Source organism: Micromonospora sp. NPDC049836, from assembly GCF_044465125.1.
In the GTDB taxonomy this organism is placed as follows: domain Bacteria; phylum Actinomycetota; class Actinomycetes; order Mycobacteriales; family Micromonosporaceae; genus Micromonospora.
In genome coordinates this window covers 416,213-441,668 of the sequence record NZ_JBITLH010000005.1, presented here as the reverse complement: position 1 = coordinate 441,668, position 25,456 = coordinate 416,213, and the positions used below count along the sequence as shown (strand labels likewise).

21 protein-coding genes and 1 pseudogene are annotated in these 25,456 nt (G+C 73.9%); 9 read left to right on the top strand and 13 right to left on the bottom strand.

Going from position 1 to position 25,456, the window contains the following annotated elements; genetic code table 11:
* Together ACIBPB_RS16745 and ACIBPB_RS16740 are read left to right on the top strand one after the other, a co-directional pair.
* Positions 1-258: pseudogene (locus ACIBPB_RS16745) on the top strand (hypothetical protein); the annotation flags it as partial.
* Between the two features lie 194 nt (positions 259-452).
* The gene (locus tag ACIBPB_RS16740) at positions 453-1,700 is read left to right on the top strand and encodes a phosphatidylserine decarboxylase (protein WP_396840461.1); all 1,248 of its coding nucleotides are present in this window, start codon (positions 453-455) and stop codon (positions 1,698-1,700) included.
* A 118-nt stretch (positions 1,701-1,818) separates the two neighbouring features.
* On the opposite strand, the gene ACIBPB_RS16735 is transcribed toward ACIBPB_RS16740, so the two are convergent.
* The 3 genes from ACIBPB_RS16735 to ACIBPB_RS16725 form a co-directional block, all read right to left on the bottom strand.
* On the bottom strand, positions 1,819-2,727 hold the full coding sequence (locus tag ACIBPB_RS16735) for a CDP-alcohol phosphatidyltransferase family protein (protein WP_396840460.1): 909 nt from the start codon (positions 2,725-2,727) through the stop codon (positions 1,819-1,821).
* Positions 2,728-3,071: 344 nt separating this feature from the next.
* Positions 3,072-3,977, bottom strand: coding sequence for an NUDIX domain-containing protein (locus tag ACIBPB_RS16730; RefSeq protein ID WP_396840601.1), 906 nt, complete (start codon positions 3,975-3,977; stop codon positions 3,072-3,074).
* Between the two features lie 161 nt (positions 3,978-4,138).
* A complete protein-coding gene (locus ACIBPB_RS16725; protein ID WP_396840458.1) occupies positions 4,139-5,086 on the bottom strand; it encodes an NUDIX domain-containing protein in 948 nt (315 codons plus the stop codon).
* A gap of 144 nt (positions 5,087-5,230) precedes the next feature.
* Between ACIBPB_RS16725 and ACIBPB_RS16720 the strand changes: the two genes are divergently transcribed.
* Positions 5,231-5,599, top strand: coding sequence for a PspC domain-containing protein (locus tag ACIBPB_RS16720; protein ID WP_396840457.1), 369 nt, complete (start codon positions 5,231-5,233; stop codon positions 5,597-5,599).
* A gap of 7 nt (positions 5,600-5,606) precedes the next feature.
* On the opposite strand, the gene guaA is transcribed toward ACIBPB_RS16720, so the two are convergent.
* On the bottom strand, positions 5,607-7,160 hold the full coding sequence (gene guaA / locus ACIBPB_RS16715; RefSeq protein ID WP_357314107.1) for a glutamine-hydrolyzing GMP synthase: 1,554 nt from the start codon (positions 7,158-7,160) through the stop codon (positions 5,607-5,609).
* Positions 7,161-7,241: 81 nt separating this feature from the next.
* Positions 7,242-8,939, bottom strand: coding sequence for an FAD-dependent oxidoreductase (locus tag ACIBPB_RS16710; protein ID WP_396840456.1), 1,698 nt, complete (start codon positions 8,937-8,939; stop codon positions 7,242-7,244).
* 145 nt (positions 8,940-9,084) lie between these two features.
* Between ACIBPB_RS16710 and ACIBPB_RS16705 the strand changes: the two genes are divergently transcribed.
* The gene (locus ACIBPB_RS16705; RefSeq protein WP_396840455.1) at positions 9,085-10,194 is read left to right on the top strand and encodes an LCP family protein; all 1,110 of its coding nucleotides are present in this window, start codon (positions 9,085-9,087) and stop codon (positions 10,192-10,194) included.
* Positions 10,195-10,216: 22 nt separating this feature from the next.
* On the opposite strand, the gene ACIBPB_RS16700 is transcribed toward ACIBPB_RS16705, so the two are convergent.
* From ACIBPB_RS16700 to guaB, 4 genes are all read right to left on the bottom strand, one after another.
* Positions 10,217-11,671 carry a M1 family metallopeptidase gene (locus tag ACIBPB_RS16700; RefSeq protein ID WP_396840454.1) on the bottom strand — a complete coding sequence of 485 codons (1,455 nt, stop codon included), beginning with the start codon at positions 11,669-11,671 and terminating at the stop codon, positions 10,217-10,219.
* 88 nt (positions 11,672-11,759) lie between these two features.
* Entirely contained in the window at positions 11,760-13,124 is a 1,365-nt protein-coding gene (locus ACIBPB_RS16695) for a M1 family metallopeptidase (RefSeq protein WP_396840600.1), read from the bottom strand.
* Between the two features lie 155 nt (positions 13,125-13,279).
* Entirely contained in the window at positions 13,280-14,398 is a 1,119-nt protein-coding gene (locus ACIBPB_RS16690) for a GuaB3 family IMP dehydrogenase-related protein (RefSeq protein ID WP_396840453.1), read from the bottom strand.
* A 29-nt stretch (positions 14,399-14,427) separates the two neighbouring features.
* Positions 14,428-15,978 (bottom strand): IMP dehydrogenase, encoded by a 1,551-nt coding sequence (guaB, locus tag ACIBPB_RS16685; RefSeq protein WP_396840451.1) that lies wholly within the window; start codon positions 15,976-15,978, stop codon positions 14,428-14,430.
* Positions 15,979-16,175: 197 nt separating this feature from the next.
* Here guaB and ACIBPB_RS16680 point away from each other — a divergent pair, with 197 nt between their 5' ends.
* The gene (locus ACIBPB_RS16680; protein WP_396840450.1) at positions 16,176-16,598 is read left to right on the top strand and encodes a DUF5319 domain-containing protein; all 423 of its coding nucleotides are present in this window, start codon (positions 16,176-16,178) and stop codon (positions 16,596-16,598) included.
* Positions 16,599-16,611: 13 nt separating this feature from the next.
* Here the strand turns inward: ACIBPB_RS16680 and ACIBPB_RS16675 are convergent, their stop codons facing one another.
* Entirely contained in the window at positions 16,612-17,421 is an 810-nt protein-coding gene (locus tag ACIBPB_RS16675; RefSeq protein ID WP_396840449.1) for a response regulator transcription factor, read from the bottom strand.
* Positions 17,422-17,674: 253 nt separating this feature from the next.
* Here ACIBPB_RS16675 and ACIBPB_RS16670 point away from each other — a divergent pair, with 253 nt between their 5' ends.
* Positions 17,675-18,058, top strand: coding sequence for a WhiB family transcriptional regulator (locus tag ACIBPB_RS16670; protein WP_088964401.1), 384 nt, complete (start codon positions 17,675-17,677; stop codon positions 18,056-18,058).
* A gap of 78 nt (positions 18,059-18,136) precedes the next feature.
* Here ACIBPB_RS16670 and ACIBPB_RS16665 read toward each other — a convergent pair whose 3' ends face one another.
* The 3 genes from ACIBPB_RS16665 to groES form a co-directional block, all read right to left on the bottom strand.
* Entirely contained in the window at positions 18,137-19,801 is a 1,665-nt protein-coding gene (locus tag ACIBPB_RS16665) for a molybdopterin-dependent oxidoreductase (RefSeq protein ID WP_396840599.1), read from the bottom strand.
* A 135-nt stretch (positions 19,802-19,936) separates the two neighbouring features.
* Positions 19,937-21,583 (bottom strand): chaperonin GroEL, encoded by a 1,647-nt coding sequence (groL, locus tag ACIBPB_RS16660; protein WP_396840448.1) that lies wholly within the window; start codon positions 21,581-21,583, stop codon positions 19,937-19,939.
* A gap of 70 nt (positions 21,584-21,653) precedes the next feature.
* The gene (gene groES, locus ACIBPB_RS16655) at positions 21,654-21,968 is read right to left on the bottom strand and encodes a co-chaperone GroES (protein ID WP_018222648.1); all 315 of its coding nucleotides are present in this window, start codon (positions 21,966-21,968) and stop codon (positions 21,654-21,656) included.
* A gap of 368 nt (positions 21,969-22,336) precedes the next feature.
* On the opposite strand from groES, the gene ACIBPB_RS16650 reads away from it, so the two are divergent.
* The 3 genes from ACIBPB_RS16650 to ACIBPB_RS16640 all read left to right on the top strand — a co-directional run bounded on the left by ACIBPB_RS16650 (position 22,337) and on the right by ACIBPB_RS16640 (position 25,415).
* Complete coding sequence (locus tag ACIBPB_RS16650; protein WP_396840446.1) at positions 22,337-23,545, top strand: methyltransferase domain-containing protein; 1,209 nt, start codon at positions 22,337-22,339, stop codon at positions 23,543-23,545.
* A gap of 46 nt (positions 23,546-23,591) precedes the next feature.
* Entirely contained in the window at positions 23,592-24,071 is a 480-nt protein-coding gene (gene ybaK, locus ACIBPB_RS16645) for a Cys-tRNA(Pro) deacylase (protein ID WP_396840445.1), read from the top strand.
* Positions 24,072-24,314: 243 nt separating this feature from the next.
* Positions 24,315-25,415 carry a sugar ABC transporter substrate-binding protein gene (locus ACIBPB_RS16640; RefSeq protein ID WP_396840444.1) on the top strand — a complete coding sequence of 367 codons (1,101 nt, stop codon included), beginning with the start codon at positions 24,315-24,317 and terminating at the stop codon, positions 25,413-25,415.
* Positions 25,416-25,456: the final 41 nt, after the last annotated feature.

Here is a 25,456-nt window from a genome sequence, read left to right as displayed (position 1 = left end):
CCGGTCACCCGGGAACTGCCGGTCACCGACGGCCCGGCCGGGGAGGACGCGCCGGCCACCCGCGAACTACCGGTCACCGACGGCCCGGCCGAGGAGGACGCGCCGGCCACCCGCGAGCTACCCGGCACCGACGGCCCGACCGGGCACGACGCGGCCACCACCCGCGAACTGCCCCTCGCCGACGACCCGGACGGGCCGGCCGGCGAGCGGCGTACCGGCGGGGACGACGCGGGCTCCGGGGGGCAGCGGCCGGGCTGAGCACGGCGGTGCGGCGCCGCGGCGGCGCCCCCTATGCTGGCTGGTGGAGGTTCCGCCTCCGCCGGCCGGCCCCGCCGGCGCCCCGGCCGCGGCCGGCGCGTCGATCGCCGGGCCCCGGTCCGCGGCCCGGCCGTCAGGTCGCCGTGGCGGTCCAACCGCGTTCTGTCGTCACCGGAGTCAGGAGCCCGTCCGACATGACCCAGTCCCCCGCCGTGCGCGTCCCCGGCCTGTCCGGGCCGGCCCGCCTCGGCGAGCGCGCCGCCCGTACCCTCGTCTCCGAGCTAGCCCGGCGCAACGACTCGAAGGCCGGCCTGGTGGTCGGCGCGACCCCCGATTCCGCGGTGCTCGCCGCGGCGATCGACGCGCTGCTCCCCGGCGACCGGCTCACCGTCGTGCCGGCCGAGGGCGCCACCCCGGCGGTGCTCCGCGAGCACGTCACGGCCCAGGGCCGTTGGGTAGCCGACCGGGTACGGGTGGTCGACACCATCGCCGAGGCGGACGCCGCCGAGGTGGTCATCGCCGCCGAACCGTTCACCGGCACCGCCGACGAGGCCCGCGGCGTCGTCGACGGCCTCACCAAGTACCTCACCGACGGGGCCGTGCTGAGCGTGGCCGCACCGGTGTTCCGCACCGAGGGCGCCGCCGCCGAACTGGACCGGCAGGGCGTGCTGCACGGCGTTCGCACCGACCTGGTGCTGCGCAACTCCCCGCCGGTACGGGTGCACCACCTCCGCTTCACCCCGGCCGGCGCCGCGCTGGCCGCGAAGCTCGCCCCGGCGTACCGGCCGTCGAGCGTGCCGCTGACCCGGAGCATGCACATCGACTCCAACGGGGTCGCCGCGGCCGGCATCAGCCTCGGGTTGGCCGCGCTGGCCCGGGCCGCCCGGCCGAAGTCGAAGCTCTGGCTGCTCCCGGCGCTGGCCGCCGCGCCGGTCGCCGCGTTCTTCCGGGACCCGGAGCGGGACGTCCCGGAGGACCCGTCGGCCGTGGTCGCCGCGGCGGACGGCCAGGTCCTCTCGGTGCAGCGGCTGCACGACGAGCGCTTCGGCGACGGGGAGTGGCTGCGCGTCGCGGTCTTCCTGTCGGTGCTCGACGTGCACGTCAACCGCTCGCCGGTGGCCGGCAAGGTGGTCGACTACTTCGTCGCCGACGGTGGTTTCGTCAACGCGATGAAGCCGGACGCCGAGCACAACGTGGCCGCGTACACGGTGCTCGACACCGAGCACGGCACCGTGGTGGTCGCGCAGCGGACCGGCCTGATCGCCCGGCGCATCGTGCAGCGGGCACCGGTCGGGGCGCTGCTGGCCAGGGGTGAGCGGTTCGGGCTGATCCGGTTCGGCTCGCGCACCGACGTCTACCTGCCGGCGGACGCGGCGGAGCCGCTGGTCGGCCCGGGCGACAAGGTGGTCGGCGGCGCCACGGTGATCGCCCGCTGGCGCTGAACGGGCAGACACGAAAGGGGCGCCGCTCGTCGCGGCGCCCCTTTCTGCTGCTCTCGGCTCCGGTCGGTCCCGGTGCCCGCTGCGCTCGGCTCGGGTCGGTCCCGGCGGCGCCGCCCGGTCAGGCCCGGCGCTGGTGCAGCCAGAGGACCGGGCCGCTGACCAGGTAGCCCACCACCACGAGGGCGAAGGTGATCCGGATGTCGACCAGCGCGCCGACCACCGGGGCCAGCCAGATCCACGGCGGCAGCTTCACCAGCCGGGCCAGCTTCGCGTACGGGAAGCTGGAGACCATGGCGAAGGCGAGCAGGGCCACCCCGGCGACCATCACCAGGCCGGAGACCGGCAGCCCGATCGCCACGGTGAGGGCCAGCACGGCCGCCGCCATGGTGGTCGGCACCCCGCAGAAGAACCGGCCGTCCTTGGGCGAGACGTTGAACCGGGCGAGCCGGATCGCGGCGCAGCCGGCGACGAGCGCGCAGGCCACCGCGGCGGCCGCCGGCGGCACCGAGCCGGCCAGCGAGGCGTAGACCACGACCGGGGCGGCCAGGCCGAACGAGCACATGTCGGCCAGCGAGTCCATCTGGGCGCCGAACGGGCTGGCGACGCCGAGCTTGCGGGCCAGCGCGCCGTCCAGGCCGTCGAACCCGACGCAGGCGATCAGGCAGAGCGCCGCGGTGCGCACGTCGCCCTGCATGGCCAGGAAGATCGCCAGCATGCCGAGCATGAGGCTGCTCAGGGTGCAGGCGTTGACCAGGGCGAACTTGGCCCGGCGGGCGGCGGACCGCTCGCCCGGCAGCAGCGGGATCGACATCGCCGAGGCCTCGTCGACCGGGGTGCTCGGGGCGAGCGCCGGGCTGACCGGCATCACCGCCTCGACCTCGGCGTCGAACCGGCCGTACCGGCGCCGCTGGCGGTCGGTCCATCGGTGGTCCGGGGTGACCAGGTCGGTGCCGGGGGCGGTGACCCCGTCCCGACGGCCCACCCGGACCAGCAGCACCTGGCGGGCGAACGTGCTGCTGCGGCGCAACCTGCCCGCCCAGCGACGCCCTGCGGGGCGCGGACTGTCAGTCGTACGACGCCGGCGCCATGGGGCTCTCGGCACGTTTCCTCCATCACCGGATCGGGTTACCGCCAGGGGGCGGGTGTCCGGCTGTCTCGTGCCGGACCTCTCGAGTCCGGCAGCCCTTTTTGCGGAGTACACCATTGCACAGGGGATAGGGGCTTGGCGATAGCTGCCGGCGGTACTTATAACATCCTTAACCGCGCGAACCGCTCAGTTATTCCCATCTCGGGCTTCATCGCCCGTTTTCGTCCACCCGTCCTAACTCCGACTGTACCGGAGCTGACCCGTCCCGGTCGGGTGAGCGGGTGCTACCTGCCCCGTTGTCCGGTTGCCCGGACCGCCACGTCGGTCATCGGCAGGCCGCTCACCTGCTCCGGCGCGAACCAGGCGGCCTGTGCCGTGGAGCCGCCGGCGAGTTCCGTCACCACCGCCTCGGTGGGGGCGTCGACGCGGACCCGATAGATCACCCGGACGCCGTGCCAGTCCAGCGGGCGCCCCTCCGGCCCGAACGCGGCCGGGTTGTGCAGGTTGTCCACGGCGATCAACTCGACCACCCGGCCGAGCTGGCCGGCCTCCTCGACCAGTTCGCGGAGCAGCCCGGCGGCCGGCTGCTCGCCGTGGTCGGTGCCGCCGCCGGGCAGGTGCCAGCGACCGGCTCCCGGATAGCCGTCGGCGATCATGGTGAGCAGCACCCGGCCGGCTGGATCGGTGACCAGCCCGTACGCGGCGAAGCGCTGGCGACGGTCGCGGTCCGGTGCGGCCAGGTCGGCCGGCAGCGCCCGGGGCGGGCCCGCCGGCAGGGGTGCCACCGGCAGCCCGAGCAGCTCGGCGGTGAACGGCATCAGCGGCCGGACCGCCGCCTCCCCGGGGGTGCACCAGCCCAGCTCGTCGCTGCCGCCGGCCGGGCCCGAGCCACCGGCGCGCACCTCGACGTCGAAGATCAGCCGGTCGGTGTGCAGCGCGACGCCCTCTGCGGGAAAGGTGGCCACGTCGGCCACCGCGGCCCGGATCCCGGCGGCCGCGACAGCCAGCCCCGCCTGCGCGGCGAAGCTCCGCTCGACGGCCCGCGCCGGGTGCTCGGCGTGCTCGATCCCGCCCCCGGGCAGCTGCCACGCCCCCGGGTACGGACTCCGGTCCGACCGGCGCGCCAACAGCACCCGCCCGGCCCCGTCCCGCAGCACCCCGTACGCCCCGATTCGCCGCCACTGCTCCACCACACCCACCACTCCCCACCCCCGGCCCGGAGCCGGCCCGCACAGCACCACCGCGGTCCGTCGATCATGAACCTAGTGCGGCCGGATCCGCGTGTCCCCGGCAACAACTTCATGATCGCCGGTTCGGGGTGCGGCTGGGGGTGGGGTTGGGGCGGAGGGGGTCAGAGGAGGTGGGCGGCGTGGACGGCTTCGGCGGTCACCTCGGTGAGGCGGTCGGTGGGGAGGGCGCCGAGTTCCTCGCGGCTCCACCAGCGGGCCTCGCAGGTGGAGCCGCCGACGTCGGCCACGGTGGGCGGGGCCGGCTGGTCCACCACGACCCGGTAGAAGGCGCGTACGCCGTGCCAGTCGATCGGGTAGCCCTCGGGGCCGAGCGAGGCGGCGTCCCGGTGACTGGCCACCCCGAGCAGCTCGACCAGGCGGCCGGTCTGGCCGGTCTCCTCGACCAGTTCCCGGATCAGCGCGGCGGCGGGCTGCTCGCCGTAGTCGGTGCCGCCCCCGGGCAGGTGCCAGCAGCCGGCGCCCGGGTACCCGTCGGAGACCCGGGTGAGCAGCACCCGCTCCTCCGGATCGGTCACCACGGCGTACGCGGCGAAGCGTTGGGCCCGGTGCAGGCCGTCGGGGCCGGGTACCGCGTAGAACGAGGGGAACTCCGGCACCTCCTCCGGGACGATGTCGTCGGTGGAGGTGGGCAGCCCGAGGGCGCGCGCGGTGAACGACCGCAGCGGCAGCTCCCGGGCCTCGTCGGGGGTGAACCAGCGGGCCAGGTCGGTGGGCCGGTCGACCCGGTCGGCGAGCGTCCCGCCCCGCACCGAGACCGTGTAGAGCAGGCGGTCGGTGTGGATGGTGATGCCCCGATCGGGCAGCGCCCGCATGTCGGCGAGCACGTCCTGGAGGCCGGACACGGCGACCGAGAGGCCGGTCTCCGCGGCAGTCTCCCGCACCACGGTGTGGTTCGGGTCCTCCCCGTGGTCGACCGCCCCACCGGGCAGCGACCAGGTGCCGGGGGTGCCGGAGCGCTCCGATGCGCGGACCAGCAACACTCGGCCGTTTGAATCAGCACAAACTGCGTATGCCGCGATCCTGCGCAGCGGCTCCAGCGAGGTGGTCACGGGAGGAAATTCTCCCCGCCCTCGGTTACCTCCATCGAAAAGAGTCAGATTCCTGACTGATGGCTGGCACCTCAGGGATCGGTCAGGGTAGGAGTCCGGGCGGTCACCGAGGTCGTCCGCCGCCCCGCGCGGGACCGTGGGGACATGACCTACACGACCCCTCCCCAGGCCCCGTACAAGCAGCTCCGCCGACCCGTGACCGACCGGATGGTCGCCGGGGTGGCCAGCGGCGTCGGGCGGTACTTCGCCGTCGACCCGACGCTGGTCCGGGTGGCCTTCGCCGTGGCCACCCTGCTCACCGGCGGGCTCGCCGCGCTGGCGTACCCGATCATGTGGTTCCTGATGCCGGAGGAGCCGGCGGACGCGCCCGCCTGGCCGCACCCGGCGGGCACCGCGCCGGGCTGGCCGCCCGTCCCGCCGCAGCCGGCCACCGGCGGCCCCTGGCCCACGACGCAGCCGGGGCCGACGCCGCAGCCGGCGCCCGGGCCCGCCGCTCAGCCGCCGGCCGCGTGAGGCCGGGTCACTCCCACTCGATGGTGCCCGGCGGCTTGCTGGTGACGTCCAGGACCACCCGGTTCACCTCGGCCACCTCGTTGGTGATCCGGGTGGAGATCTTGGCGATCACGTCGTAGGGCAGCCGGGACCAGTCGGCGGTCATGGCGTCCTCGCTGGAGACCGGGCGGAGCACCACGGGATGGCCGTAGCTGCGCCCGTCGCCCTGCACGCCGACGCTGCGGACGTCGGCCAGCAGCACCACCGGGAACTGCCAGACGCCCCGGTCCAGGCCGGCCGCGCTCAGCTCCTGCCGGGCGATCAGGTCGGCCTTGCGGAGCACGGCGAGCCGCTCCTCGTCGACCGCGCCGATGATCCGGATGGCCAGACCGGGGCCCGGGAACGGGTGCCGCCAGACCATCGCCTCGGGCAGCCCGAGCTGGAGGCCGAGCGTGCGGACCTCGTCCTTGAAGAGCGTGCGCAGCGGCTCGACCAGGGCAAACTTCAGGTCCTCGGGCAGGCCGCCGACGTTGTGGTGACTCTTGATGTTGGCGGTGCCGGTGCCGCCGCCGGACTCCACCACGTCCGGGTAGAGCGTGCCCTGCACCAGGAACTCGACGTCGCCGTGCGCGGCGATCTCCCGGGCTGCGGCCTCGAAGACCCGGATGAACTCCCGGCCGATGATCTTGCGCTTCTGCTCCGGGTCGGTCACCCCGGCCAGCGCCCCGAGGAACCGCTCCCGGGCGTCGACCACCTTGAGCGTGATGCCGGTGGCCGCCACGTAGTCCTTCTCCACCTGCTCGGCCTCGCCGGCCCGGAGCAGGCCGTGGTCGACGAAGACGCAGGTGAGCTGGTCGCCGACGGCCTTGTGCACCAGCGCCGCGGCGACCGCCGAGTCCACCCCGCCGCTCAGGCCGCAGATGACCTCCTTGTCGCCGACCTGCGCCCGGATCCGGGCCACCTGCTCGTCGATGATGTTCTCCGGCGTCCAGGTCGGCTCGATCCCCGCGATGTCGTAGAGGAAGCGGGTGAGCATCTCCTGGCCGTGCGCGGTGTGCCCGACCTCGGGGTGGAACTGCACGCCGGCCCGGCGGCCGGCCAGGTCCTCGAACGCGGCGACCGGCGCGCCCGCCGACTCCGCGGTGACCGCGAAGCCGGCCGGGGCCTCGGTGACGCAGTCACCGTGGCTCATCCAGACCGGCAGGTCGGCCGGCAGGTCGCGGAGCAGCACGCCGGCCTCGGCACGCGCCCGCAGCGGGGTGCCGCCGTACTCGCGGTTGCCGGTGTGCGCGACCGTGCCGCCGAGCGCCTGGGCCATCGCCTGGAAGCCGTAGCAGATGCCGAAGACCGGCACGTCGGCGGTGAACATCCCGGCATCGATCTGCGGCGCGTCGGGCGCGTAGACGCTGGCCGGGCCGCCGGACAGGATGATCGCGGCCGGGTTCTTCGCCAGCATCTCGGACACCGGCATGGAGTGCGGGACGATCTCCGAGTAGACCTTCGCCTCGCGGACGCGGCGCGCGATGAGCTGGGCGTACTGGGCTCCGAAGTCCACCACGAGGACGGGGCGAGGCGTGCTCATGTGCAGAAAGCCTACCGACAGTCACCCCCGCCCCGGGTCGCGCCCCGGTGTGTCGCGCGTCGTGCCGCCGGCGGGCGGCGGTCAGGGACGCAGCGCGGCGGGCGCGTGCGCCGGCACGGCCGGCTGCCGGGGCGGCACCGGGTCGAGCCGCCGGTACGCCGAACCGAGCGGCGGGCGCGGGTCGACCTCGCCCTTGTTGGGCCAGAAGGACATCGCTCGCTCGGCCTGCGCCGTGATGGTCAGCGACGGGTTGACGCCCAGGTTGGCCGAGACGGCGGCCCCGTCCACCACGTGCAGCCCGGGGTGGCCGTAGACCCGGTGGTAGGGGTCGATCACGCCCCGCTCCGGGGAGTCGCCGATCGCCGCGCCGCCGAGGATGTGCGCGGTCACCGGGACGTTGAACGGCTCGGTGACGGCCCCGCCGGGAGTGCCGTCGATCTCCTCGGCGAGCAGCCGCGCCGCCTCGTTGCCGGCCGGGATCCAGGTCGGGTTGGGCGCGCCGTGCCCCGGGCCGGAGACCAGCCGGCGGCCGAACCAGCCCCGGTGGAAGCGGGTGGTGAGCGAGTTGTCCACCGACTGCATGACCAGGGCGATCACGGTCCGCTCGGACCAGCCCCGGACGGAGATCATCCGGGCGGCCAGCCCGGGTTGCGAGACGATGCTGCCCAGCCAGCGCCGGATCCGGCGCGGCCCGCCGTCGACCAGCAACGACTGGAGCAGCCCCATGGCGTTGGAGCCCTTGCCGTAGCGGACCGGCTCGATGTGGGTCTGCGGGTCGGGGTGGAACGAACTGGTGATCGCCACCCCCTCGGTGAAGTCCAGCCCGCGCTGCCGGGCCTGCCGCGGCCCGACCGACGCGCCGAGGATCGCCTCCGAGTTGGTCCGGGTCAGCTCGCCCAGGCGCGGCGAGAGGCCGGGCAGCGCGCCGGTGGCCTTCATCTCGTGCAGCAACCGTTGGGTGCCCAGCGCCCCCGCCGCGAACACCACCTGGTCGGCGTGGATCACCGCGCGGCGCTTGCGCAGCCAGGCGCCGGTGCGCTCGGTGTGCACCTGGTAGCCGCCGCCGGGCACCGGCCGGACCGCGGTCGCCGTGGTGAGCGGATGGACCTGCACGCCGATCCGCTCGGCCAGCCAGAGGTAGTTCTTGACCAGGGTGTTCTTCGCACCGTGCCGGCAACCGGTCATGCACGAGCCGCAGTGGCTGCATCCGGTCCGCTCCGGGCCGACCCCGCCGAAGTACGGGTCGGGCACCCGCTCGCCGGGGCGGCCGATGTGCACGCCGACCGGGGTGGCGTGGAAGGTGTGCCCCACCCCCATCCGCTCGGCCACCGCCCGCATGGCCCGGTCCGCCCCGGTGACGGTCGGGTACGTGGTGACGCCGAGCATCCGCTTCGCCTGGTCGTAGTGGCGGGCCAACTCGTCGCGCCAGTCGGTGATGTCCCGCCACTGCCGGTCGGCGTAGAACGCGTCGAGCGGCTCGTAGAGGGTGTTGGCGTAGACCAGGGAGCCGCCGCCCACCCCGGCGCCGGAGAGCACCAGCACCCCGCCCCCGGCCTTCCGGTCGGCGGAGCGGAGCAGGGTGATCCGTTGCAGGCCGTAGCAGCCGAGCTTCGGCGCCCACAGGAAGCGGCGGGCCCGCCAGGACGTCTTGGGGAACTCGTCGTCGGCGAAGCGCCGGCCGGCCTCCAGTACCCCGACGGAGTAGCCCTTCTCGGCGAGGCGGAGCGCGGTGACGCTGCCACCGAAGCCGGACCCGATGACGAGCACGTCGTACCGCATGCACGCATCATTACTGACGAGTAGCGCTAGCGCCAGCAAGAGTTTTTCGCAGATCATGCAGAGCGCTCGATACCGGGAATCCCGCCGATGCAACCTCTGGCGCCCCCTGACGCGTCGAGTGGACACGGGGGGAAGGAGCCCGGGAATGACCCGACGACAACGGCTGCTCGCAGTGGCCGCCCTGCTGGCGGTGCTGCTGGTCGCCGCGGGCGCGGTGGTGACCGCCCGGCTGACCGGCCACGGCACGCCCGCCGCGGTCACCGGCTCCGGTTCGGCGAGCCCGGCCGGCCCGGCCACGCCGCCCACGCCGAGCCCGGCCAGCCCCACCCCGCCGCCCGGGGCCGGCCTCACCGGACCGCTCAACCTGCTGCTGGTCGGCGTGGACACCCGGATCAGCGTGCCCGGCTGGGAGCCGCACGCCGACGCGGTGCTGGTGCTGCACGTGCCCGCCGGGCTGGGCCGGGCGTACCTGTTCTCCCTCCCCCGCGACCTGGTGGTGGACATCCCGGCCTACCCACGCTCCCGCTATCCCGGCGGCCGCACCAAGCTCACCCACGCGATGAGCTACGGCAGCCGGGTCCCCAACGACAAGGCGCACCCCAGCACCGCCCAGGGGTACGAACTGCTGCGGACCACGGTCAGCCGGTACACCGGGCTGCGCATCGACGCCGGCGCGGTGATCACCTTCGGCGGCTTCGACAAGCTGGTGGACACCCTCGGCGGGGTGGACCTCTACGTCGACCAGCGGGTCGCCTCGAAGCACCGCCGCCCGGACGGGCGCCACCGGACCCTGGTCGGCGGCAGCTACACCGGGCCGCAGATGGTCTACCTGCCCGGCAACCGGCACCTCACCGGCTGGCAGGCACTGGACTACGCCCGGCAGCGCTACACCGCCGGCGGCGACTACACCCGGCAGCGGCACCAGCAGCAGCTCATCCGGGCGCTGGCCCGCAAGATCCTGGACCAGGGCCTGGCCCGGGACCCGGACCGGGTGCAGCAGGTGGTCGCCGCGCTCGGGCAGACCCTCGTCTACGTCGGCAACGGGCCCAAACTCGTCGACTTCGCGTACGCCCTGGGCGGGCTGCCCGCGGACGGCTTCGTGCTGGTCGGGCTCCCCGGCGCCGCGGTGGGCCACGGCGGGTCGTACCGGGGCGAACAACTCCAGCCGGTGGGTCGCCAGTTCCTCGCGGCACTGCATGGCGGCACCGAGGCGGCGTTCCTCGCCGCCCACCCGGCGCTGCGGGTGAAGAACTGAGCGACCGCCGGCGCCCGCTGCCCTACAGGGGCTTCGGGGCGGGCGGGCGTTCGGTGCCGTAGAGCCAGGTGTCGACGAGCCGGTCCAGCTTCTTCCGCGAGGTCCGCTCGGCGAGCGCCACGAAATCGGCGATGGTGGCGTTGCCGTGGCGCTGTTCCGCCGCCCAGGTCCGCAGGATCGTGAAGAAGGCGCTGTCGCCCACCGCGACCCGCAACGCGTGCACGGCCATCCCGCCCCGCTCGTACACCGACTCGCTGAACAGGTTCGCCACCCCCGGCCGGCCGGGCGGGGTCCGCCACACCTGACCGGACGCGCCCGCGTACTTCTGGTCGAAGGTGTGCTGCACGCTCGACGAGCCGGTGTGCTCGGCCCAGAGCCACTCGGCGTACGTGGCCAGCCCCTCGTTGAGCCAGATGTCCTGCCATCTGGTCAGCGAGACGCTGTCGCCGTACCACTGGTGGGCCAGTTCGTGCGCGACCACGCCGGTGTTGTCGCCCTGCCGGAAGAAACCGGCCGAGTAGACCGGGCGGCTCTGCGTCTCCAGCGCGTACCGGACCCGGTCGTCGGCGACCACCACCCCGCCGTACGCGTCGAACGGGTAGGGCCCGAAGATGCTCTCCAGGTAGTCGGCGACCTCGACGGTGCGGGCGATCGACCGGTCCGGGGCGCCGTCCGCGACCTTCGTGGTGACCGCGCTGAACACCGGCCGTCCCTTGTGCTCGGCGGTGGTCACCCGGAACTTCCCGATCACCACCATGGCCAGGTAACTGGCCATCGGCGCGCTCTCGGACCAGGACCAGGTGATCCAGTCGCCCCGGATCGTCCGTCCCTTCGGGACCCCGTTGCCGACCGCGGTCAGCCGCTTCGGCACGGTGATCTCGACGTCGTAGGTGGCCTTGTCCGAGGGGTGGTCGTTGACCGGGAACCAGGTGCTCGCCGACTCCGGCTGGCCGAGGGCGATCGCCCCGTCGGAGGTGTGCAGCCAGCCGCCCTCGCCGAGCGCCTCGTTGTCCAGCGCGGCCGGCTCGCCGTCGTACCGGATCTCGGCGACGAAGCCGTTGCCGGAGGTCAGGCCGGTGGCCGGGGTGACCACCAGCTCGTCGCCGCTGCGGGCGTGCCGGGCCTTGACCCCGTCCACGGTCACCGACCGCACGGTCAGCCCGGCCAGGTCGAGGTTGAAGGCGGAGAGGTTGGCGGTGGCGGTGGCGCGCACGGTGGCGGTGCCGCTGAGCCGGTCGGTCGCCGGGTCATAGCGGATCTTGAGGGCGTAGTTGCCGACGTCGTAGCCGCCGTTGCCGTAGCTCGGGAAGTACGGGTCGCCGGCGCCGGGCGCGCCGGGCGTGAACCGCCGCGAGGCCGTCGGCGCGGGCTGCTCCGGCACCGGGGCGGTCCGCTCGGCGTCCGGGGTGCCGCAGCCGCTGAGCAGCAGCGCGCCGGCAACCAGCACCCCGAGCAGTCGTCGCTGCGCCAGCGTCATCGCCTCGATCCCTTCCCCGGGCACGACACCGCGCCCCGCCTGGGCCACTCCGCCCGCGGCAGCCTACCGAGCGCCGGTCACGCGCGCGTCACGGCAGGGCGGGCGCGGTCGGCCCGACCAGCCAGGCGTCCAGCAGCGGGCGCAGCGGGCGGCCGGCCACCCGGGCGGCGTACCCGACGAAGTCGTCCGTGGTGGCGGTGCCGCCGCGCCGCTCGGTCGCCCAGCCGCGCAGGATCCGGAAGAACGTCTCGTCGCCGACCGCGCGACGCAGCGCGTGCAGGGCGAGCGCGCCACGCTGGTACACCGCGTCGCCGAACATCCCGGCCCGGCCCGGGTCCACCGACGGCTTCGCCCAATCGGTGGCCGCGTAGGCGTCGGCGAAGGCCCCCGCGACGTCCCGGCCGCCGTCGTGCTCGTCCCAGAGCCATTCCGCGTACGTGGCGAAGCCCTCGTTGAGCCAGATGTCGCGCCACCGGGCCAGCCCCACGCTGTCGCCGAACCACTGGTGGGCCAGCTCGTGCGCGACCACCACCGGGTTGGGCCGACCGCCCCGGAAGAAGCCCGGCCCGTAGACCGGGCGGGTCTGGGTCTCCAGCGCGTACCGGATCCGCTCGTCGGCGACCACGATCCCGCCGTACGCGTCGAACGGGTACGGCCCGAAGCGGGCGGCCAGGAAGTCGGCGATCTCACCGGTGCGGGCCACCGAGGCGGCCGCCGGCCCGTCCGCGGGCAGCCCGGCGGCGACCGCGCTGACCAGCGGTTTGCCGGCGTGGGTGGCGGTGGAGACCCGGTACTTGCCGATCACCAGGGTGGCCAGGTAGCTGGCCATCGGGGACCCCTCGGACCAGCGCCAGGTGGTCCAGCCGGCCCGGCTCTCCGTCCCCTTCGGCACCCCGTTGGCCAGCGCGGCGAGCCCGTCCGGGACGGTCACCGCCAGGTCGTAGGTGGCCTTGTCGGAGGGGTGGTCGTTGACCGGGAACCAGGTGCTCGCCGACTCGGGCTGGCCGAGCGCGATCGCCCCGTCGGGGGTGGCCAGGAAACCGCCACCGCCCAGCTCACCGCTGGGCAGTTGGCGCGGCACCCCGCCGTACGCCACCTCGACGGTGAACCGCCGGCCGGCCGGCAGGCCGTGCGCCGGGGTGACGACCAGTTCCCGGCCGTCGCGCCGGTGCCGGGCCGGGTCGCCGTCGACGCGTACCCGGTCGACGGTCAGGCCGGCGAGGTCGAGCTGGAACCGGGACAGGCCCTGGGTGGCGGTGGCGGTGACGGTGGCCTGCCCGGTGAGCCGGTCGTCGGCCGGGTCGTAGCGGATCGTCAGCCCGTAGTGGTCGACGTCGTAGCCCCCGTTGCCGGCCCCCGGCACGTACGGATCCCCCGCATCCCCCGCCCCGGCCCGAAACTTCCCCCCGCCCGGCTCACCGGTACACCCACCCACCACGAGCACCCCCACCAGGAGCGCCCCAACCCCCCACCAACTCCCCCGCCCCCGCAAAACCCCCACCCCGCGACCCTAAAACCCGCACCGCGTCGATCATGGAGTTGTGGCGGTACGCCAACCGGAAGATTCGGGGCGATCCGGGAACCACACCTCCATGATCGACGGTGCGGTCAGCGGTCCAGGACCAGGCCTACCTTCTGGAATTCCTTGAGGTCGCGGTAGCCGCACTTGGCCATCGCGCGGCGCAGGCCGCCGAAGAGGTTGAGCTGACCGTCCGGCTCGTCGGCCGGGCCGAAGAGCAGCTTCTCCATCGAGCCGAGCGGCTCGCCGGCCGCCTCGAACGCGCCGCGCGGCAGGGACGGGTGGCTGGCCGCCGAGTGCCACCAGGCCCCGCCGGCCGGGGCCTCCTCGCAGAGCGAGAGCGGCTCGCCGAGCATCACCGCGTCCGCGCCGCAGCCGAGCGCCTTGGCGATGTCACCGGAGGTCTGGATGTCGCCGTCGGCGATCAGGTGCACGTACCGGCCGCCGGTCTCGTCCAGGTAGTCGCGGCGGGCCGCGGCGGCGTCGGCGATCGCGGTGGCCATCGGCACCCGGATGCCGAGCACCGACTCGGTGGTCGACCAGTCGTCGCCGCCGATGCCCACGATCACGCCGGCCGCGCCGGTCCGCATCAGGTGCAGCGCGGTCTTGTAGTCGGTGCAGCCGCCGACGATGACCGGCAGGTCCAGATCGGCGATGAACTCCTTGAGGTTCAGCGGCTCGTCGGTGGTGGAGACGTGCTCCGCCGAGACGATGGTGCCCTGGATGACCAGGATGTCCACGCCGGCGTCGAGGATCACCGGGGCGAGCGCGAGGGTGTGCTGCGGGGAGACCCGGACGGCCACCGTGCCGCCGCCGGCCCGCAGCTCGCGGACCCGCTCGGCGATCAGGTCGGGGCGGATCGGCTCCGCGTAGACCTCCTGGAGGCGCTTCGTCGCCCGGGCGTCCTCGTCGAGACCGGCCAGCTCCTCGAGGGCCTTGGTCGGGTTCTCGTACCGGGTCCACAGGCCCTCGACGTTGAGCACGCCCAGGCCGCCGAGCTGGCCGAGCCGGACCGCCGAGGACGGGCTCATCGTGGCGTCGGACGGGTGCCCGACGCAGGGAATGCCGAACTGGTAGGCGTCGAGCTGCCACGCGGTGGAGACGTCGTCGACGTCCCGGGTGCGGCGGCTCGGCACGATGGCGATCTCGTCCAGGTGGTAGCCGCGCTGCGCGGTCTTGCCCAGCCCGATCTCGACCACGTCACGCATGGGGACTCCAGGTGGTTGGGGGTGTGGGGTCAGCGGGTGTGGTAGTTGGGCGCCTCGACCGTCATCTGGATGTCGTGCGGGTGGCTCTCCTTGAGGCCCGCCGCGGTGATCCGGATGAGCTGGCCACGCCGGTGCAGCTCGGGGATGCTCTCGGCGCCGGAGTAGCCCATCGCCAGCCGCAACCCGCCGACGAGCTGGTGGGCGACCTGGGCCAGCGGCCCCCGGTAGGGCACCTGACCCTCGACACCCTCGGGGACCAGCTTCTCGTCGCTGGTCACGTCCTGCTGGAAGTAGCGGTCCTTGGAGTACGACTTGGCCTGGCCCCGGGACTGCATGGCGCCGAGCGAACCCATCCCCCGGTAGGTCTTGTACTGCTTGCCGTTGATGAAGAGCAGCTCGCCCGGGCTCTCCTCGCAGCCGGCGAGCAGGCCGCCCAGCATCACCGTGTCGGCGCCGGCCACCAGGGCCTTGGCGATGTCGCCCGAGTACTGGATGCCGCCGTCGCCGATCACCGGCACCCCGGCCGGGCGGGCGGCCCGGGCGGCCTCCATGATCGCCGTGATCTGCGGTACGCCGACCCCGGCGACGATCCGGGTGGTGCAGATGGCACCCGGGCCGACGCCCACCTTGACGCCGTCCGCGCCCGCCTCGACCAGGGCCCGGGCGCCCGCGTACGTGGCGACGTTGCCACCGACGATGTCGATGGCGACGTCCTTCTTGAGCCGGGCGACCATCTCCAGCACGGCCCGCTGGTGGCCGTGCGCGGTGTCCACGATCACCACGTCGACGCCCGCGTCGACCAGGGTGCGGGCCCGCTTGTACGCGTCCTCACCCACCCCGATGGCCGCGGCCACCCGGAGCCGGCCGGCCTCATCCTTGGTGGCCTCCGGGTACTGCTCGCTCTTGGTGAAGTCCTTGACGGTGATCAGCCCGCGCAGCTTCCCGGACGCGTCGACGATCGGCAGCTTCTCGACCTTGTGCTGGCGCAGCAGGCCCAGCGCCTCGTCCTTGCCGACGCCGACCTGGGCGGTGATCAGCGGGGTCCGGGTCATGATCTCGCGGACCGGGGTGGCCGGGTCGGAGACGAAGCGCATGTCCCGGTTGGTGACGATGCCGACCAACTGGCCCTCGCCGTCGACCACCGGGACGCCGGAGATCCGGTAGCGCCCGCACAGCGCGTCGACCTCGCGCAGGGTGTCGTCCGGGCTGGCGGTCACCGGGTTGGTGATCATGCCGGACTCGGAGCGCTTGACCAGGTCGACCTGGAGCGCCTGGTCCTCCACCGAGAGGTTGCGGTGCAGTACGCCGATGCCACCCTGGCGGGCCATGGCGATCGCCATCCGCGCCTCGGTGACGGTGTCCATGGCGCTGGAGAGCAGCGGGATGGTCAGCTCGACGTTGCGGGTGAGCCGGGTGCGGGTGTTGACCCGGCTGGGCACCACGTCCGACTCGCCCGGCTGGAGCAGCACGTCGTCGAAGGTCAGCCCGAGCGGCACCGCCCGCGCCGACCCGGCGGGCAGCTCCGGCAGGTGACCACCGTCGACGCCGGCCGGCAGTTCGGTGCTGGGCGAATTCTCCACGATTGCTCCCCTGAGCTGGTCGGACGGGCTGAGGCGAGACGGCGCGCGCGGGCACCGGCGCGCGCCGGGTGACGGCGCGTCGTCTCATCGTACCCATTGAGCTGCGCCGCCCTTGGCAGCGGCGGGCCGGGGTAGGCGGTGCCACAGGGACTCGCCGCGGGCGGGCCAACCGGCGCGTCGGGGACTACGGTGAGGGGGTGCACGACGAGCCCATCGACCCGTTCAACGGCGACCCGGCCGATCCGGCTGCCGGCCTGCACGACCCGCGCGAGGACGACCAGCTCGATCCGCTGACCGAGGTCGAGCGGCAGGACGTCCTGGAAGACCTCGCCGACCTGGAGATCTACCAGGCGCTGCTCCAGCCGATCGGGGTCCGCGGCCTGGTCATCGAGTGCGAGGACTGCCGCGAGCCGCACTACTTCGACTGGGACCTGCTCCGCGGCAACCTGCGCCACCTGCTCAGCTCCGGCCGGCCCCGGGTGCACGAGCCGGCCTACGACCCGGACCCGGACCACTACGTCAGCTGGGACTACGCCCGGGGCTACGCCGACGGCGTGCACGACACCCTGACCGAGGGCACCGAGGGCACCGAGGACACCGAGGACGCCGCCGGGGAGTGACCGGCCCGGCGGGTCAGGCGACCAGACCGGCGCGGAAGCCCGCCGCCACGGCGTGCGCCCGGTCCCGGGCGCCCAGCTTGCGGAAGAGCCGCCGGGCGTGGGTCTTCACGGTGTCCTCGGAGACGAACAGCTCCCGCCCGATCTCCGCGTTGCTCTTTCCCTCGGCCATGCCGAGCAGCACCTGAAGCTCACGCTCCGTGAGCCCGATCGCGCTGCGGGCGCCCCGTCCGGTGGACCGGGGAGCGGTGGTCGCCGGCTCCGCCTCGCCGCCGGCCGGGTCGGCCGGGTCGTCGCCGCGCTGCGCCGGGACCACGGTGGAGTTGTTGCCGGGCGGCTCGGTCGAGCGGGCCGGTGGCGGTCCCGCCGGGGTACGCCCGGGCACCGCCGGCCGGGTGGGCCCGCCGACCGCGGCGGCGTCCCGGGCCGGGTCGGTGACCCGGCTGCGCACCGGCCGTCCGGGCGCGGAGAGCAGCAGCAACGCCTTGGCGACCGCGCTGGTCAGGTCATGGTCGGCGCCCTGGATCAGGCCACGGGCACCGGCATTGATGCTCGCCGCCGCGGCCTCGGACTCCTCGGTGCCGAGCAGCACCACGGCGGCCTGCGGCGCCCGAGCCAGCACCCGGCGGACGAAGCCCGCGCTGTCGGGCCGGGTCAGGGCGGTGTCGGCAAGCACCACGTCGACCGGCCGCTCGGCGAGCCGGAGCATCACCTCGGGATCGGAGACGGCCGTCCGGACGACGCCGGACAGCCCGAGCCGCGCCGCCGCGGAGGTCAGGTGCTGAGCCGCGAGTGGTGTCCGAACGCACACGAGAACGCTACGCACAGTGGTCTCCTCTCCGCCTCAGAGCAGACCACGGCGGGGTGTGCCGGGGAGGAGGTTCCGGGCAATCATCCGAACTTTTCCGGCAGATGGGGCATATGCCGCCGACTGCCCGAGCTTTTCGATCACGGATGTGTGAGCGCGGGAAAGCCCGGGTACCGAGGGGTCCAGGCCGGAACCGGTGTCCCGCGCGGACCGCCGCCCGGTTGCTCACCAGACGGATTCTCCGCGGTGCCGCGCGGGAGGAGGGGTGCTGATGTCGAACGTACGTAGGCTGCCTGGACCCATCGTCGACCTCTGGGACTGGCAGCGACTCGGTGCCTGCCGGGGCCGGGACAGCGCCCAGTTCTTCCACCCGGACGGCGAGCGCGGCTCGTCGCGGCTGCGCCGCGAGTCCGGTGCCAAGGCGGTCTGCCGGGCCTGCCCGGTACGCGCCGAGTGCGCCGCGCACGCCCTGTCGGTCCGCGAGCCGTACGGGGTCTGGGGCGGGTTCAGCGAGTCCGAGCGGCTGCGGCTGCTCGCGCTCGGCTGGGAGGACCTGGCCGACCGCCGGCAGACCCGGGTGGACGTGGCCCGGCTGGAGGCCCGCCTCGGCCGGCCGCACAAGTCCGCCGTGCCGGACCAGCGCAAGGTCGCCTGACCGGCCCGCAGCGACCACCGCGACGCCGCGCTCCTCCGGGGCGCGGCGTCGCGCCGTGTCTGCGCGCGGCCGGGTGGATCAGCCGACTGTGACCGGGAGGGTGTGCCAGCCGGTGGCGCCGTCCGGGGCGACCGGGCTGCGCTGCTCCGGCTGCGTCTCCCCGGTGGCGTCCGTGGCCCGGACCTGGAGGGTGTGCTCGCCCGGCGTGGCGTCCCAGCGCCACGACCACTGCACCCAGGTGTCGACCGAGACCGTGGGGGCCAGGGTCGCCTCGTGCCAGGGGCCGCCGTCGACGCGTACCTCGACCCGGCGGATGCCCCGGTGCTGGGCCCAGGCCACCCCGGCGACCGTGACCGGCCCGGCGGTCAGCCCGTCGCGCCGGCGGGGCGTGTCGATCCGGGACTCCGTCTTGATCGGCCCCTGCGCCGACCAGCCGCGCGGCACCCAGTACGCGTCGAAGTCCGCGAAGCTGGTCAGCTCCAGCTCGGTCACCCACTTGCAGGCGGAGACGTACCCGTAGAGGCCGGGCACCACCATCCGTACCGGGAAGCCGTGCGCCACCGGCAGCGGCTCGCCGTTCATCCCGACCGCCAGCAGCGCGTCCCGGCCGTCCCGCAGCACCGCCGTGGGGGTGCCGCAGGTCCAGCCGTCGACCGAGCGGCCGACCACCTGGTCCGCACCCTCCTCCGGCTCGACCTCGGCCAGCAGGTCCCGGATCGGCACGCCCAGCCAGCGGGCGTTGCCGATCAGGTCGCCGCCCACCTCGTTGGAGACGCAGGCCAGGGTGATGTCGCGCTCGACCATCGGCCGGGCGAGCAGGTCGTCGAAGCTCAGCTCGAGCGGCTTGCGGACCCGGCCGTGGATGCGCAGCCGCCAGCTCACGGGGTCCACCTGCGGCACCACGAGGGCCGTGTCGATCCGGTAGAACTCCCGGTTCGGGGTGACGAACGGGGCGAGCCCGCGCACCCCCAGGTCCGCGCCGGCCGGCACCGGCGGGGCGGGCGCGACCGGTGCGGGCAGGCGTACCGCCGCGCGGGCCGCCGAGACGCCGCGCCGCCCGGCCAGCCAGTGCCCGCCGAGCCCGGCCACCGCCGCCGTGCCGGCCAGCAGGCCGACGCCGCGCAGGAACCGGCGGCGCGACTCGTCCCCGGCGGGCTCCGCCGGCTCCCACCCGGCCGGGCCCTCGTCCGGCGCGAGCGCGGCGACGGCCGGCGGCACGGCGGGCCGGGTGGCTGCCTCCGGCGGCGGGCTCGAGATGTCGGCCCCGCGCGCCGGGCCCGGGCTGACCGCCTCGCGCAGCGGGCCCGGGCTGGGATCCTGGCGCAGCGGGCCCGCGACGAACGCCCAGAGCGTGAGCGCGCCCAGGACGCCGCCGACCAGGGCGGGCAGCGCGTCGAAGGCGTCCGCGCCGGCCCGGGTCAGCGCGGCGGCCACCCCGAGGGCGGCGAACGCGGCGATGCCGGCCAGCCCGATCCGCAGCCGCCGGGCCGCCAGCACGCCGATCAGCGCCGCGATCGCGGCCAGCAGCACCGCCGTGCCGACCAGCAGGGCGATCTTGTCGTACCGGCCGAAGACCGCGATGGCGAACTGCTTGACCGGCTCCGGCACCACGTCGACGACCAGCCCGCCGACCGCGATCAGCGGGGCGGACCGGGGACCGGTGAGGACGGCCACCGGCTCGGCGACACCGATCGCGACGGCCGCGGCCGTGACCCCGGCCAGCGCGGCCCGGCCGCGCGACATGCTGCTCACGGCGACCAGTCTCCCCGGCCGGAGCGGACGACCGCCAACCTCGTCAGGGTTTCGTAAGCAGAGACGGGTCAGGGCACACCGCCGCGATGGCGGTGTGCCCTGACCGTCAGGCCGTACGGCGCGGGATCAGAAACCCGGGCCGTGCTGGTGGCCGTGGCCGTGCGAGTGGCCGTGCCCACCGGCGGCGGCCGGCTCGGGCTGCTCCGGCTTCTCCACCACCAGGCTCTCGGTGGTGAGCAGCAGGCCGGCGATGGAGGCGGCGTTGGTGACCGCGTTGCGGGTCACCTTCACCGGGTCGAGGATGCCCGCCTTGACCAGGTCGACGTACTCGCCGGTGGCGGCGTCGAGGCCGTTGCCCCACTCCTTGGCGGCGACCTTCTGCACCACCACGTAGCCGTCGTGGCCGGCGTTCTGGGCGATCCAGCGCAGCGGCTCGACCAGCGCCTTGCGCACGATCGAGACACCGACCTTCTCGTCACCGGTGAAGCCGAGGTCGTCGTCGAGCACCGGCAGGATCTGGACCAGGGCGGCGCCGCCGCCGGGGACCGTACCCTCCTCGACCGCCGCCTTGGTCGCGGCGATCGCGTCCTCGATGCGGTGCTTGCGCTCCTTCATCTCGACCTCGGTGGCCGCGCCGACCTTGATCACGGCGATGCCGCCGGAGAGCTTGGCCAGCCGCTCGGCCAGCTTCTCCCGGTCCCACTCGGAGTCCGAGGCCTCGATCTCCTTGCGGATCTGCGCGACCCGGTCGGCGACCTCGCTGGCCTGGCCGCCACCGTCGACGACGGTGGTGTTCTCCTTGTCGACCACCACGCGGCGGGCGGTGCCGAGCACCTCCAGGCCGACCTGGTCGAGCTTGTAGCCCAGCTCCGGGGCGACCAGCTCGGCGCCGGTCAGGATCGCCATGTCCTGCAGCATCGCCTTGCGGCGGTCGCCGAAGCCGGGGGCCTTGACCGCGCAGACCTTGATGGTCTTGCGGAGCGCGTTGACCACCAGGGTGGACAGCGCCTGGCCCTCGACGTCCTCGGCGACGATCAGCAGCGGCTTGCTGTTCTGGAGGACCTTCTCCAGCAGCGGCAGCAGCTCCTCGATCGCCGAGATCTTCTGCGTGGTGATCAGGATGTACGGGTCCTCCAGGACCGCCTCCTGCGCCTCCACGTCGGTGACGAAGTTCGGCGAGATGAAGCCCTTGTCGAACTGGAGACCCTCGGTCACCTCCAGCTCGGTGGTGAGCATGGAGCCCTCCTCGACGGTGATGACACCGTCGCGGCCGACCCGCTCCATCGCCTCGGCGATCAGCTCGCCGATGGTCGCGTCCTGCGCGGAGATCGTCGCCACGTTCGCGATCGACTGCTTGTCGGCCACCTCGACGGCCCGGCCGAGCAGCGCCTCGGAGACCTTGCCGGCCGCCGCGTCGATGCCCCGCTTCAGGCCGGTCGGGTTGGACCCGGCGGTCACGTTGCGCAGGCCCTCGCGGACCATGGCCTGGGCCAGCACGGTCGCGGTGGTGGTCCCGTCGCCGGCGACGTCGTTGGTCTTGGTCGCCACCTCCTTGACCAGCTGCGCGCCGAGGTTCTCGTACGGGTTGGTGAGCTCGATCTCCTTGGCGATCGTCACGCCGTCGTTGGTGATCGTGGGCACACCGAACTTCTTGTCCAGGACGACGTTGCGCCCGCGCGGGCCGAGAGTGACCTTGACCGCGTCCGCGAGGGCGTTGACACCGTGCTCCAGCAGGTGCCGGGCGTCGTCCGAGAAGCTCAGGATCTTCGCCATCTGTATCCCTTCGAAGCGACGTTGCCCCGGCCCGGCGAGCCGGACCGGGGCAACGACACTGATCGGTTGCTTACTTCTCGATGACCGCGAGGACGTCGCGGGCGGAGAGCACCAGGTACTCCTCGCCGGCGTACTTGACCTCGGTGCCGCCGTACTTCGAGTAGAGGACGGTGTCGCCGACCTTCACGTCGATCGGCACGCGGTTGCCCTTGTCGTCGATCCGGCCCGGGCCGACAGCGAGGACGGTGCCCTCCTGCGGCTTCTCCTTGGCGGTGTCGGGGATCACGATGCCCGAGGCGGTGGTGGTCTCGGCCTCGTTCGCCTGGACCACGATGCGGTCCTCGAGCGGCTTGATCGCAACCTTGGTCGCGGTAGTCACGGGCATACCCTCCTGGGGTACTTGGTGTCGTTGCCGGTCGGCGAGCCGACCGGCGTCAATCTGCCACATGCCACCGGGCGGGGCCGTCGTCGCGGGTGCCGGTCCGCCTGGCGTTCAACCCCCGGGCACCAGGGCCCGGGTGTTGGCACCCTCAGGGCGAGAGTGCTAATCGCAGGTTATTCCTCGGCTAGCACTCCGTCAAGGAGAGTGCCAACGCGTCGCCCCTCGTGTCGCCGGAGAAACCACCGTCCGGGCCCGCGACACGCCCGGCGCCGGGCGGCGCGCCGGGACCACGGCCCCCGGAGTCGGCGCCCTCGACGGTCCGGCACCGGGGCGGCAGCGGACCGCCCGGGGGCGGCCGGGAGAATGCCCGGGTGGACCTGGAACAGCTCGCCGCGTTGCGTACCCCCGAGGGGTCGGCCGCGCTCGACGCGGCGGCCCGGGTGGCCGGCGGCGACCCGCTGGCCGCGGCGGCCGCGCTCCGCTCCGCCGGGCTCCCGGCCGGGCTCGCCGCCGCCGCGCTCACCCAGGCCGAGCTGCGCCGCCGGGCGGTGGGCAAGTTCGGGCCGGCGGCCGCGGGCATGTTCCTCACCCGTCCCGGGCTGGAGCAGGCCACCCGCCGGGTGGTCGCCGACCGGCGGGCCGCCCGGCTGCGCGCCGCCGGGGTCGGCACCCTGGCCGACCTCGGCTGCGGCCTCGGGGCGGACGCGCTGGCCGCCGCCCGCGCCGGCATCCGGGTGTACGGGGTGGAGGCCGACCCGGTGACCGCCGCGATGGCCGCCGCGAACGCCGAGGCCGCCGGGCTCGCCGAGCTGTTCACCGTCGAGTGCGGGGACGCCACCGCGTTCGACGTGACCCGGGTCGAGGCGGTCTTCTGCGATCCGGCCCGGCGCCGGGCCGGCACCGGACGGCGCGTCTTCGACCCGAACGCCTACGCGCCGCCCTGGGACTTCGTCACCGGGCTCGCCGAGCGGGTGCCGTACACCGTGGTCAAGGTGGCGCCCGGCCTGGACCACGCGCTGATCCCGGCCGGCGCGGAGGCCGAGTGGGTCAGTGTGGACGGCGACCTGGTCGAGGCGGCGCTCTGGTGCGGCGCGCTGGCCGAGGTGCCCCGCCGCGCCACCGTGCTCCGGGAGAAGGTCTCCGGTGCCGGCGCGGCCCCCGTTCGGCAGCTCACCGGCTCCGGCGCCGAAGCGGCGCCGGTCGGGCCCACCCGCCGCTTCCTGTACGACCCGGACCCGGCGGTGGTCCGCGCCCACCTGGTCGCCGAGCTGGCCGGCACGCTGGGCGGGAACCTGGCCGACCCGAGCATCGCCTACCTCTACGCCGATCAGGCCCGGCCCACCCCGTACGCCCGCTGCCTGGAGCTGACCGACGTGCTGCCGTTCTCGCTGAAGCGGCTGCGCGCCCTGCTCCGGGAGCGCCGGGTCGGCCGGGTGGAGATCCTCAAGCGCGGCTCGGCGCTCGAGCCGGAGCGGCTGCGCCGGGACCTGCGGCTGGCCGGGGACGACTCGACCAGCGTGGTGCTGACCCGGGTGGCCGGCGCGCCCACCGTGCTGCTGGGCCGCCCGGTTCCCGCCTGACGGTTTCCGCTCGCCCGCCGGCCCGGCGACGGCTAGCTTGGCGGGCATGGCGGGACAGGGCACTCCGGCGACGGCACTGCTGAGCCGGCGGAAGATCTCCCACAGCACCCACCCGTACGACGTCTCGCCCGACGCGCCGAACTACGGCGGGCTGGTCGCGGCGGCGCTCGGCGTACCCCCGGAACGGGTGTTCAAGTCGCTGGTCACCGAGGTCGACGGCGGCCTGACCGTGGCGGTCGTACCGGTCACCGGCGAGCTGGACCTCAAGGCGCTCGCCGCCGCGGTGGGCGGCAAGCGGGCCGCCCTGGCGGACCGGACGGTGGCCGAGCGGGCCACCGGTTACGTGCGCGGCGGGATCAGCCCGCTCGGCCAGCGCAAGCGGCTGCCCACCGTGGTGGACGCGTCGGCGCTGGACCACCCGACGGTCTACGTCTCGGCGGGTCGCCGCGGGCTGCAACTGCAACTCGCGCCGACCGACCTGGTGGCGCTGACTGGCGCCGTCACCGCCTCGATCGCCACCGGCTGAGCCGGGCTTCGGCCGGCCCCCAGCGCCGGCCCGGCGCCCGGCGCTGGGAGCGTTCCCGCAGGTCTTCGCGGGAACCCTGGCCATGGGATGACAGCGGGGCGACAATCGCGTTGCTGAATTGTTACCGCTGCCAACAAACTTCCGATCTCGGCTCCCTTGCGCGGCTCGGGACGCGGGGAATACGTTGCCGGACACAACAAACACCGACAACGACTCCCCCAACCCCCGAAAGGACCCATGCACATGCGCAAGGGCTTCCTCACCTTCGCGGCCGTCGGTCTGCTCGCGACCGGCAGTATGGCCGCCTGCGGCGACGACGGCGGTTCTGACAAGGCCGGCGGCTCGACCGACAAGAAGCCGAAGATCGGCGTCATCCTGCCGGACAGCAAGTCCTCCGCTCGCTGGGAGGGCGCGGACCGCAAGTACCTCAAGGCGGCGTTCGACGCGGCCGGCGTCGAGTCCGACATCCAGAACGCCCAGAACGACAAGAACGCCTTCCAGACCATCGCCGACCAGATGATCACCAACGGCGTCAACGTGCTGATGATCGTCAACCTGGACTCCGGCACCGGCAAGGCCGTGCTCGAGAAGGCCAAGTCGCAGGGCGTGGCCACCATCGACTACGACCGGCTGACCCTGGGCGGCTCGGCCCAGTACTACGTCAGCTTCGACAACGAGGCCGTCGGCAAGCTCCAGGGCGAAGGCCTGGCCAAGTGCCTGACCGACAAGGGCGTCAAGAACCCCTCGATCGCCTACCTCAACGGCTCGCCGACCGACAACAACGCGACCCTGTTCAAGAACGGGTACGACTCGGTGCTCAAGCCGAAGTTCGACTCGAAGGAGTACACGAAGGTCGCCGACGACTCCGTGCCGGACTGGGACAACGCGCAGGCCGCCACCATCTTCGAACAGCAGCTCACCAAGGCCCGCGGCAAGATCGACGGCGTGCTGGCCGCCAACGACGGCCTCGGCAACGCGGCCATCTCGGTGCTGAAGAAGAACAAGCTCAACGGCAAGGTCCCGGTGACCGGCCAGGACGCCACCAAGGAAGGCCTGCAGAACATCCTGCTAGGCGACCAGTGCATGACCGTCTACAAGGCCGTCAAGAAGGAGGCGGACGCCGCCGCCGGCCTGGCCATCGCGCTGGCCAAGGGGGAGAAGAAGGAGACCGGGCAGACGGTCAAGGACCCGGAGGGTGGCCGGGACGTCCCGTCCGTCCTGCTGGAGCCGAAGGCCATCTACAAGGACAACGTCAAGGACGTCGTGGACGACGGCTACGTCACCAAGGAAGAGCTTTGCACCGGTAACTTCGCCAAGCTCTGCGCCGACGCCGGCCTCAGCTGACCCATCCCGCCTCAGGCGGCGCCGCCCGGTACGGATCTCCG

Excerpts from the sequence above, each read along its gene's own strand:
- ACIBPB_RS16740 (WP_396840461.1), top strand. The coding sequence starts at position 453 with ATGACCCAGTCCCCCGCCGTGCGCGTCCCCGGCCTGTCCGGGCCGGCC.
- ACIBPB_RS16720 (WP_396840457.1), top strand. The coding sequence starts at position 5,231 with ATGACCTACACGACCCCTCCCCAGGCCCCGTACAAGCAGCTCCGCCGA.
- guaA (WP_357314107.1), bottom strand. The coding sequence starts at position 7,160 with ATGAGCACGCCTCGCCCCGTCCTCGTGGTGGACTTCGGAGCCCAGTAC.
- ACIBPB_RS16710 (WP_396840456.1), bottom strand. The coding sequence starts at position 8,939 with ATGCGGTACGACGTGCTCGTCATCGGGTCCGGCTTCGGTGGCAGCGTC.
- ACIBPB_RS16705 (WP_396840455.1), top strand. The coding sequence starts at position 9,085 with ATGACCCGACGACAACGGCTGCTCGCAGTGGCCGCCCTGCTGGCGGTG.
- ACIBPB_RS16700 (WP_396840454.1), bottom strand. The coding sequence starts at position 11,671 with ATGACGCTGGCGCAGCGACGACTGCTCGGGGTGCTGGTTGCCGGCGCG.
- ACIBPB_RS16690 (WP_396840453.1), bottom strand. The coding sequence starts at position 14,398 with ATGCGTGACGTGGTCGAGATCGGGCTGGGCAAGACCGCGCAGCGCGGC.
- ACIBPB_RS16670 (WP_088964401.1), top strand. The coding sequence starts at position 17,675 with ATGTCGAACGTACGTAGGCTGCCTGGACCCATCGTCGACCTCTGGGAC.
- ACIBPB_RS16665 (WP_396840599.1), bottom strand. The coding sequence starts at position 19,801 with ATGTCGCGCGGCCGGGCCGCGCTGGCCGGGGTCACGGCCGCGGCCGTC.
- groL (WP_396840448.1), bottom strand. The coding sequence starts at position 21,583 with ATGGCGAAGATCCTGAGCTTCTCGGACGACGCCCGGCACCTGCTGGAG.
- groES (WP_018222648.1), bottom strand. The coding sequence starts at position 21,968 with ATGCCCGTGACTACCGCGACCAAGGTTGCGATCAAGCCGCTCGAGGAC.
- ybaK (WP_396840445.1), top strand. The coding sequence starts at position 23,592 with ATGGCGGGACAGGGCACTCCGGCGACGGCACTGCTGAGCCGGCGGAAG.
- ACIBPB_RS16640 (WP_396840444.1), top strand. The coding sequence starts at position 24,315 with ATGCGCAAGGGCTTCCTCACCTTCGCGGCCGTCGGTCTGCTCGCGACC.